This window comes from Psychrobacter pacificensis, from assembly GCF_018336615.1.
GTDB lineage: Bacteria > Pseudomonadota > Gammaproteobacteria > Pseudomonadales > Moraxellaceae > Psychrobacter > Psychrobacter pacificensis.
In genome coordinates this window covers 2,139,984-2,152,040 of record NZ_CP048752.1, presented here as the reverse complement: position 1 = coordinate 2,152,040, position 12,057 = coordinate 2,139,984, and the positions used below count along the sequence as shown (strand labels likewise).

Sequence of the window (12,057 nt, the reverse complement as noted above, 5' to 3'; positions counted from 1 at the left end):
GCCCAGAAAAATAGGATGTTTGAATCAATATTTAACCATAAATCAAGACTATAGAGAGGCAAAACTGGTGATTTTTGCAAAAAAAACGTACAATGCGCTCAGCCAATTTATCTCTAGCAAGGTCAGCCATGTCCAAAACTTCTACCGAGTCAGTGAACACGACAACGACAGCCCCTACGTCAGCCGTAAAAGACACTGCCACTATCTTTAATCCTGCAAAGCCATCAATACCGCAAGAGCAGAGTCAGACAGATGTCAGTCAAACACATACTGACCAGCCTTATCATCATAAAGCCAACCACAATCAAAACCGCAGCATTACTCAAAGCAGCCACGCTACTTCAGCCTCGACGGCTAATGCAACTGCCACGATGCCAGTGAGTGCAGCGCCAAAGATTGGGTTTGTGTCACTAGGTTGCCCCAAGGCCTTGGTCGATAGTGAGCGTATCATCACTGAGCTTAGCCGTGATGGCTATCAAGTTGCAAGCGACTATGACGGTGCAGATTTGGTCGTGGTCAACACCTGCGGCTTTATTGAGTCAGCGGTGCAAGAGTCACTTGATGCGATCGGCGAGGCCATTAGCAAAAACGGTAAAGTAATTGTCACCGGTTGCCTGGGCAAAGAGGCGGACAAAATCCGTGAAATGCATCCCGCTGTACTCGCAGTGACAGGCGCGCATGCCTATGATGAAGTGATTACAGCCGTTGCACAACACGTGCCAAAGCCAAATCGCAGCTTGGATGCCAATTACGACCCAAAAATAGACTTGATCAATGAAGCGGGGGTCAAACTGACGCCCAGTCATTATGCGTATCTAAAAATCTCAGAAGGCTGTAACCACCGCTGTACGTTCTGTATTATCCCAAGTTTGCGCGGTGATCTCGTGTCGCGCCCGATCGATAATGTCATGAACGAAGCCATGGCGCTCAAAAAAGCGGGCGTGAAAGAGTTGCTTATCATCTCGCAAGACACCTCAGCGTATGGGCTGGACCTCAAATATAAGACCAGCTTTTGGAATGGCATGCCGCTCAAGTCTAAGTTTTATGATTTATGCCAAGCCTTGAATGATCTAGGCATTTGGGTGCGTCTGCATTATGTTTATCCATACCCACATGTAGACAAAGTCGTTGAGCTAATGGGCGAAAAGAAACTGCTGCCTTATCTCGATATTCCGTTTCAGCATGCCAGTCATCGTATTCTAAAAGCAATGAAACGTCCTGCACACAGCGAAAACACCTTGGCTCGTATCAAAGCATGGCGTGATATCTGCCCTGATATCGTGATTCGTTCAACCTTTGTGGTTGGCTTCCCGGGTGAGACTGAAGAAGATTTTCAGTGCTTGCTTGATTGGCTAGTAGAAGCGCGACTTGACCGCGTGGGTGCATTTACGTATTCAGAAGTAGAAGGTGCTGTCGCCAATGATTTGCCAAACCATGTGCCTGAAGACGTCAAGCAATCTCGCTACGAGCGTTTGATGGCGCTGCAACAAGAGATCTCAGCGCAAAAACTACAAGAAAAAGTCGGCAAAACCTTAATGGTATTGGTTGATGAGATTGATAGTGATGAGAATATCGCTATTTGCCGCAGTTATGCTGATGCGCCTGAAATTGATGGGCATGTCTATGTTGATGATATTACTGCTCAAGTCAAAGTTGGGCAGTTCCTGACCGTGACGATTGATGATGCCAGCGAATATGATCTATTTGCCAGTTATCAAGGTTAAGTGTTCGACAAGATATACGAGTGAAAATTGCCCAATGGCGGGCAGTTTTTGCTACAATTAGCGCAATTTAGCCTGTTTAATACGCTTGTCCTTAAGTGCAGCGTTACGGGCAAACTTGATTTGTGTTTTACCCATAATTTTCTTTATAATTTCATGATAATAAGGTGACCTCATGTCTGACAAAAACCCGCGTTACGCCCGTATCTTGCTAAAACTCTCTGGTGAAGCCTTGGCTGGTAGCAAAGACATGGGTATTGATACCGAAGTGCTCGATAAAATGAGCTTGTCTATCGCTCATTTGCGTGGACTAGGTGTTCAGGTTGGTATCGTGGTTGGCGGTGGCAACTTATATCGCGGCGCACAATTACAAAAAGAAGGTTTGGTTGGCCGTGTGACGGGTGATCAGATGGGTATGCTAGCCACTGTCATGAATGGTCTGGCGATGCGTGATGCGCTTGAGCGTCGTAATATCAAAACGCGTTTGATGTCTGCATTGCCAATTGGTGAGGTCACCGAAAGCTATAGCAGTCGTAATGCGATTCGCTATCTCAAAAATGGTGAAGTGTGTATCTTTGTTGCTGGAACAGGCAACCCATTCTTCACCACTGATACGGCTGCTTGTTTGCGTGGTATCGAGATTGAAGCCGGCTTGATTTTGAAAGCGACTAAGGTTGATGGCGTTTATGACAAAGACCCAAGCCTCCATACTGATGCCAAAAAATACGACGGGCTCACCTTTGATGAAGTGTTAGAGCAGAAACTTGGCGTGATGGATTTGACGGCTATCGCGCTATGCCGCGAGCATAACGTACCGCTACAAGTGTTTGATATGACCAAACCTAATGCATTGCTAAATGTCATCATGGGTGAAAACGAAGGCACACGCGTTTTTCATTAATTAATTCCCTGAATTGATGTAGCGTTGATCGGTCACTTCAGAGAGTAGCTAATAACAAATATCCCAATAGCAAATAAAAAATTTGTCGATAGCGATAAATAAGGACACACAATGATTAAAGAGATTAAGCAAGACGGCGAAGCACGCATGCAAAAAACGTTGGAAGCGCTTGAGAGCACTTTCAGTAAAGTTCGCACTGGACGTGCACACCCAGGTATGTTGTCAGGCGTGATGGTCAGCTACTACGGTGCACCAACCCCCCTAAACCAAGTCGCCAGCGTCAACGTTGAAGACTCACGTACGTTATTGGTTCAACCGTTTGACCGTACGATGGTACAAGCAGTAGACAAAGCCATTCGCGAAGCAGATTTGGGCCTAAACCCAATGACAGCGGATGTGATTCGTGTGCCCATGCCAGCGTTGACCGAAGACACCCGACGCGATATGCAAAAACTTGCTCGCGGAGAAGCAGAGAGCAGCCGTGTGTCTATCCGTAATATTCGCCGTGATATGATGAATGACATCAAAGATCTAGCAAAAGAGAAAGAAATCTCAGAAGATGATGAGCGCCGTGCTAACGATGACATTCAAAAAATCACTGACAAGTACATTGAAACTATCGATAGCCGCCTCAGCAAAAAAGAAAGCGATTTGATGGAAGTTTAATACTGATCCATTTGGTATTTATAGCAAGAATCAATTCGGTAGATTATCTGTAATTTAGCAGCCAATACCTTGTAGTTATTGGCTGTTTATTATGACATGGATAATATGATTTATTAATGTGAGTGCAGTTTACTGATATTTCTCAAATATATTGTAAGCTATAAAAATTTTCATCGCTAAATTATGATAAATTTGTGAATTATTTACATGGCGCTTTTAATCGTCACTGCACACGTTATTATTATTTTACCTTAACAATAAGCAAGTTTGCCTATGTCCACTTCAGCCGTTACGGCTCCTAACATTCTTCCTCGTCATATCGCTATTATCATGGATGGTAATAACAGATATGGCAAAGCCAATAACCTGGGTAAAGGTCAAGGTCACATAGCTGGTAAAACTGCTTTAGACCCTATCGTAGAATATTGTGTCGAGACCGGTATTGAAGTACTGACTGTTTTTGCTTTCTCTAGCGAAAATTGGCAGCGACCACCTAGTGAAGTTGCACTATTAATGCAGTTGTTGGCATCGACCATTGATGAGCAAATGCCGCGTATGAAAAAATACTGTATTCGCTTACGTTTTATCGGTGATCGCAGTCAGCTTAGTGAAGAATTACAAGCGTTAATGGCGGATGCCGAAGCAGAAACTGCAAGCTTTGATGCCATGACATTAGTCATTGCGATTAGCTACGGTGGACAATGGGATATTGCTCATGCAGCAAAACAGCTGGCACAACAAGTGCAGGCAGGTGAGTTGAGGGCTGAAGATATTAGTGCAGAAATGCTCGGTGAGCAAGTACAACTGGCAGACGCTCCAGCAGTAGACATGCTGGTTCGTACCGGTGGTGATTATCGAATATCGAATTTTTTATTATGGCAAGCGGCCTATGCAGAGTTGTTTTTCACGCCAACTTTATGGCCAGATTTTGTTCCAGAAGAGCTGGCTTCGATGATGGCTGAGTTTGCACAGCGTCAACGCCGTTTTGGTAAAACCAGCGAGCAGGTAGGGATAGAGCAGCATAGTCGCTGATGCAATAGTAGCCATAAAAATTCAGACAGTATTCTCTAGGTCGCTAATACCGCTTGCTTACGAGATGATAAACCGTTTTAATGAGGGTCAATGCTATTAATGGGCACAGGTCTATCAACTGTTATAATGCATTTTTTTTGACTGTACCTTCTTCATTATTATAAGGCTCGATAAGTATGTGGCAACGAATTAGAACGGCAATAGTTCTCGTTATTATCGTTGGTATTGCAATGTTTGCGAGCCAAACCCCTATTTTATTCGCACCGCTTTTAGCCGTTGGCGTCATTATCGCAGCTCATGAGTGGGCGAAGTTGATGCCGAAGTGGCGTCAACCTATTGTCTTTGTGCTATTAGTTTTAGTGATAACTGTCGTATCGCTTATGTTGAAGGTGACTTGGTTATTCTGGTGGACGGCCTCGCTTGTCATATGGCTGATGGCATTGTCTTGGGTACGTGCATTCCCAACACAGACAAAATGGTACGGAAAACATCTAGCGTTGTTGGGTGTGGTTATTTTGACAGCCTCTATTACTGCGATTTTTTACCTCTGGCAGCTATCAGCATGGTGGCTACTTTATGTGTTTTTATTGGTCTGGTGTGCTGATAGCGGTGCTTATTTTGTTGGTCGTAAGCTTGGCCGTCGAAAAATGGCACCCAATGTCTCACCCAATAAGAGTATGGAAGGATTGGCCGGTGGTTTGATTACAGGTCTACTGGTAGTCGTTGCGATCAGTGTGTTTAAGCTACAACTGACGGGCGCATCGCTAGTCGCCTTTGTGGCACTATCGGCGCTAACGATTCTGGCTTCTGTGCTTGGTGATCTTTTTGAATCAATGCTCAAGCGCCGCGCTGATGTCAAAGACTCTGGTACCATCTTACCAGGACATGGTGGTGTACTTGATCGTATTGATTCATTGCTATCTGCAACTCCGATATTTGCACTTGGCTTTTGGGCGATACAGCAGCTAGGTTTGATTGTGGTATAAGACTTTGATTGTGGTATAAAACAAAGTCACTTAGCTGATTTTATGATGTGATAAGTAAGCGAAGTGACCGTTTTGATTAGTCTTTTACAACGGTCTTATTTGTTACTACATAGTCTTATTATCCTTTATATTTTTTAAACCTCATTTATTCTTTTCTCCTTCTCTAAATATTAAATATCATAGGCATTAATGGTTATGACGCAACGCATCGCCGTACTAGGCGCGACAGGCTCGATTGGCGATAGCACGTTAGCAATATTAGCGGCGCAACCGCAACATTATGAAGTTTACGCATTGTCAGGCTACCACCGTTTAGATAAGCTGTTTGCGCTTTGTCAGCAGTTTTTGCCTAAGCGTGTCAGCGTGCCAACAGCCGCTGTGGATGATTTTGCCAAAAAGCTTAAAGCAGCAGGGGTTGATAGTGATGTAGTAGGGGGCGAGGAAGGTCTAGTAGATATAGCCACTGATTCACAAACTGATACGGTCGTTGCTGCCATCGTAGGCGCAGCAGGACTGCCTTCTACCTTAGCCGCAGCACGCGCAGGTAAGCGTATTTTGCTCGCCAATAAAGAAGCGCTGGTGATGGCAGGGCAGGTCATGATCAATGCGGTCAAAACACATAATGCTACGTTGTTACCCCTCGACTCTGAGCACAATGCTATTTTTCAGTGCTTACCACTCGCTATTCAGCAAGACAACACCCAAATTCATCAGCCAAATCATGGTGTACGCAAACTGTGGTTGACGGCTTCAGGTGGCCCATTTTTGCAGCAGTCTTTTGAGCAGATGCAGCAAGCAACTGTCGCAGAGGCAGTCAAGCACCCTAACTGGTCAATGGGCCAGAAGATATCTGTCGACTCAGCCACAATGATGAATAAAGGGCTTGAGTTGATCGAGGCTTGTCATTTGTTTGATCTGCCTGAAAATAAGATAAATGTGGTCATTCATCCACAAAGTATCATTCACTCAATGGTAGAATATAGCGATGGTAGCTTTTTGGCACAGCTTGGCAGTCCAGATATGAAAACCCCAATTGCCCATGCGCTCAGTTACCCGAGCCGTATTGATAGTGGCTCACAGCCATTAGATTTATATGCACTTAGTGGTTTGGAGCTCATTGAGCCTGATCTGCAAAAATTTGCCTGTCTACGCCTTGCTCGTCAAGCAATGCAAGCAGGTACGCAGGCGACTATTGTACTAAATGCAGCCAATGAAATTGCAGTGGCGGCTTTTTTGGATGGACAAATTCGTTTAACTGACATTGCTGATATCAATGAGCGTGCCTTAAACGATATACAGCTGCCACCATTAAACGAAACGGCTGACATAGAAGATATATTGGCCATTGACAAGATAGCGCGTCACCTTACTGATAAGCTTGTGGCAAAATTGGCATAATCGTAGCAATCATTAGCCATGAATAGCCTCTTGGTTAAAAAATGGTACTAATAAACGATATCAGTGAAGATGTTGATGTTGATAAAAGATACTAAGCAACAATACTGAGAAAAGATCATGACGTTTTTATTAACGCTTCTTGCGGCAATATTTGTCTTAGGTCCACTCATTGCCTTACATGAGTGGGGGCACTATATTGTGGCACGGATGTGCGGCGTCAAAGTATTAACATACTCTATCGGTTTTGGCCCTAAACTATTTGGTTGGACCAGCAAAAAAAGTGGCATCGATTATCGTATCTCAGCATTGCCACTCGGCGGCTATGTCAAAATGCTTGATGAGCGTGAAGGCAATGTCGCAAAAGATGAACAGCATCTTGCGTTTAATTATCAGCATCCGCTCAAGAAGATTGCGATTGTCGCCGCTGGGCCTATCATGAATTTCATCATTGCTATTGCGCTCTTTTGGGTGTTGTTTATGACGCCGTCTGAGCAATTGGCTACCAAAATTGGGCAAGTACTGCCAGATACCCCAGCTGCGATGGCGCAGTTACCTGTCGGTGATAAGATTGTTGCGATTGATGGGCACGATGTACAGACGTGGGAAGGTATCAATTATCGCCTTGCAGGACGGATGGGTGAGACAGACAATGTGAGTATTACACTACAGTCAGATGCTCAAACCAATCAGTCGATCAAAACCTATCAAGCACCAGTCACACAATTTATGCAGGGTGATGCACAAGGTAAAGATGCATTGACCAGCTTTGGTATGTTACCGTGGCAGCCACAGATTGCCCCGATTGTCGGTGAATTGGCGCCTGATGGTGCAGCTAGCCGTCAAGGTCTACAGGTGGGCGATCGTATTACCGCCATCAATAATCAAAACATTGACGATTGGATTAGCGCCACGCGTATTATTCGTGATAATCCCGAGGTGTTACTTGATTTTACCGTATTGCGTGATGACAAAACGGTGCAATTGCAAATTATGCCGCAAGGTAAAAAAGACAATTTGGGTAATAATTACGGTCAAATTGGCGCCATGGTTGATCAGACTGAGATTGTTATTCCTGATGCCTACAAAACCACCGTGGTTTATGGCCCTGGCGAGTCATTGGTCAAGTCGTTCGAGAAGACTGAGCAGCTAGCCGTGATGACGGTAAGCTCGATGGGAAAAATGCTCTCAGGTATGATTGGTCTGGATAACTTGTCAGGTCCGATTACCATTGCCAAAGTCGCCAAGCAAAGCTTTGATATCAGTTGGCAGATGGTATTATCGACGGCTGCATTGATTAGCCTGAGTCTTGCTGTATTGAACCTGTTACCGATTCCAGTATTGGATGGTGGTCATATCGTTTATCATTTTATCGAACTGATTCGCGGTAAACCGCTCTCTGAAGGGGTGCAAATGGTGGGGTTAAATATCGGTTTACTCTTACTGGCAGGTTTCATGGTGTTAGCAATTGGTAATGACATCAGTAGGCTGTTTTGATCGGTTAATGAGTAATATAATCAATAAAGCACAATATACTAATGGTTTAATAGCTCTTACGCTTTGATTGTTGCTATTATACGCAAGATACTTTGTGTCATAGCCTCTGTACTAATCGTAATTTTTAGTTTATTTTGTGATTCTTTTTATATAAAGTGTTCTGAGTCAGCCATGCATGGAGTTGCGACTTTGTGCAAATGGGCTGGACAACATATGCTTTTTAACTTAACTTTAGCAAGTTTTTTATTGACGGATAGTGTTTATGCGTACGCCTTTATTTATGAGCGCGGCTGGGTTGCCGTTAGTTGTAGCGATGATGAGTATGCCGGTACAGGCTGCAGAATTTGTAGTGACTGACATCGGTTTCAATGGCTTACAACGCCTAACCCCTGATAGCCTCTATCCGGTTCTACCTATTACGGTAGGAGATACGGTCAATGACAGTAGCTTAGCGGCCAGTATCAAGGCACTGTATGCCACTGAAAACTTTGCTGATATTCAAAGCCGTGTCGAAGGTGGCAATCTAAGGTTTGATGTTATTGAACGTCCGACTATTGCCGAAGTGAATTTTGAAGGTAATAAGCTCATTCCCAAAGAAGGGCTTGAGCAAGGACTTGGGAATGCTGGACTGTCTGTCGGTAATGTACTGAAGCAATCGACCCTGCAAGGCGTTGCTAATGAGCTGCAACAGCAGTATATCAGCCAAGGTTACTACAACAGTAATATTGAAGTAGATCAGACGGTACTTGATGGTAACCGCGTCAAACTTGATGTGCGCTTCATCGAAGGTAAGCCTGCCAAAGTTGTTGATATTAATGTCATTGGTAATAAGCACTTTAGCGATGAAGAGATCAAAGATGTCTTTGCGGTAAAAGAGTCTTCATGGACACGCTTGCTATCAAAATCTGATCGATATGCACAAGAAAAACTGGCCGCCAGTTTAGATAATTTAAAAGCATTGTATCAAAACGATGGTTATGTGCGTTTCGCAGTAGATAACGCGGTACTCAATATTAGTGAAGATAAACGTAGTGTGTTCATCGAAGTCAGTTTGAGTGAAGGTGAGCAGTATCAGTTTGGTGACGTCAATTTCTTAGGTAAGCCTACTTTTGATAACGACGAACTAAAAGAGTTGGTGACTTTTGCGCCTAATGAAAAATATTCACAGGCCAAACTGGATGACACCACAGCTGCGCTCAAAAGACGCTATGGTAACGAAGGGTATTATCTAGCTCAAGTTAGACCCGTACCACGCATTAATGACGACACCAAAATGGTTGACGTGGATTATTATATCGATCCTGCACGTCCTATTTATGTTCGCCGTATCAACTTCACAGGCAATCTCAAAACTCAAGATGAAGTATTGCGCCGTGAGATGCGTCAGTTAGAAGGCTCTCTTGCCTCTAGCGAAAAAATCCAGCTTTCACGTACACGTCTTATGCGTACCGGTTTCTTTAAAGCTGTTAACGTTGATGTAAAACCAGTACCCAATCAGCCAGATCAAGTAGATGTCAACTATACAGTAGAAGAGCAACCTTCTGGTAGTTCAACGATTGCAGCAGGTTACTCGCAGAGCGGCGGTGTTACTTTTCAGTTGGATTTGACCCAAAATAACTTTATGGGCACTGGTAACCGCGTTAAAGCCGCACTATCACGTTCAGAGACACGTGATTCGTATAGCTTAGGATATACCGATCCATACTTTACAGAAAATGGCGTCTCACAAGGGGTGAGTGCTTATTATCGCGAAACCAAATACGACGACAGAAACGTTAGTAAATATGTCACCGACGCTTATGGTGCCACGCTGAACTACAGCTATCCTGTTGATGAAACCAAGCGTGTCAGTGCTGGTCTAAATGTCGACAACACGACAGTACGTGGTGGTCGTTTCCTCGGCATATCAAACGCACAAGAAATCATCGATGATGGCGGTACTGTTGAAGACTTCACTGGAGATTTCGAAGGTCGTACTGGCTTTAAAAATGATTATCAGACCTACAACTTATTACTGGGCTGGGATTATAGCACCTTAGATCGCCCTGTATTTCCAAATAAAGGCATGAGCCATACGGTCGATGCGACCATTGGTCTTGGTGATGCCAGTTATCAGAAACTGGTTTATCGCGGCAATATCTACTATCCGATTTATAAAGATTGGGTGGCGCGTGGTTATACCAAGCTTGGCTATGGTAATGATTTGCCATTCTATGAAAACTTCTATGCTGGTGGTTATGGTTCGGTTCGTGGTTATAAATCATCAAGATTGGGTCCTAAGTCGCAAAGCTATAATGATGCCATCAATGATAGTGTTCGTTATAAGGACGAAAAAGTAGGTGGTAATGCGTTAGTTACTTTTGGTACCGAATTGATTTTACCGATGCCGTTTAAAGGCGATTGGGCAGACCAAGTACGTCCAGTACTATTTGCTGAAGGTGGTCAGGTATTCGATACAAGTGACAAAGAAGACCGTACCTTCGTTAATCCTGGCACTGGTGAGGATACAGGTGTACCACTATTGACCCAAGACAACGAATTCCGCTTTAGTGCAGGTGCAGGTGTGACATGGTATACACCAATTGGTCCAATTTCACTCAGTTATGCCGTACCTTTTGGTGATAAAGAAGGCGACGAAACTGAAAAGGTCCAGTTCCAGATTGGTAATACATTCTAGATCGCTAATATTATCTAAATATATCTAATCGTTCTCAAATATTTGTCTAAGTAAGTTAGAATGTCATTAGTTTCCAGTAGGTCGTCAAAACACATTGTTATTTTGACGACCGTTTTATATATAACAATAGTCTATTAATAGTCATTATGATAACGATTGAGCAACTTATCACTCGGATTGAGCAGCGTCAGCCCATTATCAATAAGGCTGATATTAGTGCTGAGCAGTTACGTCACCCATTCAACAGTGTTGGAAGTTTAACTACTGCTGACCAAAAGCAGCTAAGCTTTTTGGCAGACCCTCACTATATCTCTAGTTTGTCCGGTAGCCAAGCAGGTGCAGTATTGGTCACCCAAGCGTATCGTGACCAAGTACCTGAGTCGGCCTTAGCGTTGGTTGTCTCTGACCCATACCTAGCTTATGCCAGCGCCAGCCAACTATTTGCCCGTCAGTCACTATCTGCTGGAATCCATCCTAGTGCTGTGATCTCTGATAGCGCTGTGATTGGTGATGAGGTTAATATTGGTCCTTTTTGTGTCATTGGCGACTATGTGCAGATAGGAGCGCGTAGCTCACTTGATGCCCATGTAGTGATTGAGGCGCATTCTGAGATCGGTACTGACAGTGTTATCAAGTCGCAAGTGGTTATTGGCCATGATTGTGTCATTGGCAATTATGCAAGATTGCATATGGGTGCGAGCATTGGTGCCGAAGGGTTTGGCTTTGCTCCTACCAACAACCCTAGTGTTTCAGGCTGGGAGCGGATCGCTCAGCTAGGCCGTGTGATTATTGGTGATCATGTACGCATTGGTAGTCACACCTGTGTCGATCGCGGCGCCATTGATGATACGGTTATTGGCAATCATGTTATCATTGATAATTTGGTTCAAGTTGCTCATAACGTACGTATTGGTGACGGTACTGCCATTGCCTCCCAAACGGGTATTGCCGGTAGTACGACGATAGGTAAACGCTGCATTATTGGCGGTGCTGTTGGTATCACAGGGCATATCGAAATTACAGATGATGTGGTTTTATCAGGTATGACCATGGTTACCAAATCTATAAAAACTGCTGGTTCTTACTCTTCTGGAACTGCTGCTATGCCAACTGCTAATTGGCGCCGTGCAGCGGTACGCTTTCGTCAGCTTGGTCGTGATTAATGCGAACACATACAAACAA

Annotated in this window: 9 protein-coding genes; all 9 read left to right on the top strand. The window is 44.1% G+C overall.

Features of this window, described 5'->3' with window-relative positions; genetic code table 11:
- The first annotated feature begins 128 nt into the window (after positions 1-128).
- The 9 genes from rimO to lpxD all read left to right on the top strand — a co-directional run bounded on the left by rimO (position 129) and on the right by lpxD (position 12,038).
- A complete protein-coding gene (gene rimO / locus GYK50_RS09000) occupies positions 129-1,724 on the top strand; it encodes a 30S ribosomal protein S12 methylthiotransferase RimO (protein WP_212563730.1) in 1,596 nt (531 codons plus the stop codon).
- A 172-nt stretch (positions 1,725-1,896) separates the two neighbouring features.
- The gene (gene pyrH / locus GYK50_RS08995; protein WP_071003450.1) at positions 1,897-2,622 is read left to right on the top strand and encodes a UMP kinase; all 726 of its coding nucleotides are present in this window, start codon (positions 1,897-1,899) and stop codon (positions 2,620-2,622) included.
- Positions 2,623-2,733: 111 nt separating this feature from the next.
- The gene (frr, locus tag GYK50_RS08990; RefSeq protein ID WP_075106244.1) at positions 2,734-3,288 is read left to right on the top strand and encodes a ribosome recycling factor; all 555 of its coding nucleotides are present in this window, start codon (positions 2,734-2,736) and stop codon (positions 3,286-3,288) included.
- A 273-nt stretch (positions 3,289-3,561) separates the two neighbouring features.
- Positions 3,562-4,320: a polyprenyl diphosphate synthase gene (gene uppS, locus GYK50_RS08985; RefSeq protein WP_071003453.1), complete on the top strand. Its 759-nt coding sequence runs from the start codon at positions 3,562-3,564 to the stop codon at positions 4,318-4,320.
- 176 nt (positions 4,321-4,496) lie between these two features.
- Complete coding sequence (locus tag GYK50_RS08980; protein ID WP_071003455.1) at positions 4,497-5,306, top strand: phosphatidate cytidylyltransferase; 810 nt, start codon at positions 4,497-4,499, stop codon at positions 5,304-5,306.
- A 189-nt stretch (positions 5,307-5,495) separates the two neighbouring features.
- Positions 5,496-6,704: a 1-deoxy-D-xylulose-5-phosphate reductoisomerase gene (gene ispC / locus GYK50_RS08975; protein WP_212563729.1), complete on the top strand. Its 1,209-nt coding sequence runs from the start codon at positions 5,496-5,498 to the stop codon at positions 6,702-6,704.
- 117 nt (positions 6,705-6,821) lie between these two features.
- Positions 6,822-8,198 (top strand): RIP metalloprotease RseP, encoded by a 1,377-nt coding sequence (rseP, locus tag GYK50_RS08970; protein ID WP_093068839.1) that lies wholly within the window; start codon positions 6,822-6,824, stop codon positions 8,196-8,198.
- A 262-nt stretch (positions 8,199-8,460) separates the two neighbouring features.
- Positions 8,461-10,875, top strand: a complete 2,415-nt coding sequence (gene bamA, locus GYK50_RS08965) for an outer membrane protein assembly factor BamA (protein WP_093068841.1) — start codon at positions 8,461-8,463, stop codon at positions 10,873-10,875.
- A gap of 146 nt (positions 10,876-11,021) precedes the next feature.
- A complete protein-coding gene (lpxD, locus tag GYK50_RS08960; protein WP_212563728.1) occupies positions 11,022-12,038 on the top strand; it encodes a UDP-3-O-(3-hydroxymyristoyl)glucosamine N-acyltransferase in 1,017 nt (338 codons plus the stop codon).
- Positions 12,039-12,057: the final 19 nt, after the last annotated feature.

Bases quoted from the DNA above. Each gene is read 5' to 3' on its own strand.
- pyrH (WP_071003450.1), top strand. From the start codon at position 1,897: ATGTCTGACAAAAACCCGCGTTACGCCCGTATCTTGCTAAAACTCTCT.
- GYK50_RS08980 (WP_071003455.1), top strand. From the start codon at position 4,497: ATGTGGCAACGAATTAGAACGGCAATAGTTCTCGTTATTATCGTTGGT.
- uppS (WP_071003453.1), top strand. From the start codon at position 3,562: ATGTCCACTTCAGCCGTTACGGCTCCTAACATTCTTCCTCGTCATATC.
- ispC (WP_212563729.1), top strand. From the start codon at position 5,496: ATGGTTATGACGCAACGCATCGCCGTACTAGGCGCGACAGGCTCGATT.
- rimO (WP_212563730.1), top strand. From the start codon at position 129: ATGTCCAAAACTTCTACCGAGTCAGTGAACACGACAACGACAGCCCCT.
- lpxD (WP_212563728.1), top strand. From the start codon at position 11,022: ATGATAACGATTGAGCAACTTATCACTCGGATTGAGCAGCGTCAGCCC.
- rseP (WP_093068839.1), top strand. From the start codon at position 6,822: ATGACGTTTTTATTAACGCTTCTTGCGGCAATATTTGTCTTAGGTCCA.
- frr (WP_075106244.1), top strand. From the start codon at position 2,734: ATGATTAAAGAGATTAAGCAAGACGGCGAAGCACGCATGCAAAAAACG.
- bamA (WP_093068841.1), top strand. From the start codon at position 8,461: ATGCGTACGCCTTTATTTATGAGCGCGGCTGGGTTGCCGTTAGTTGTA.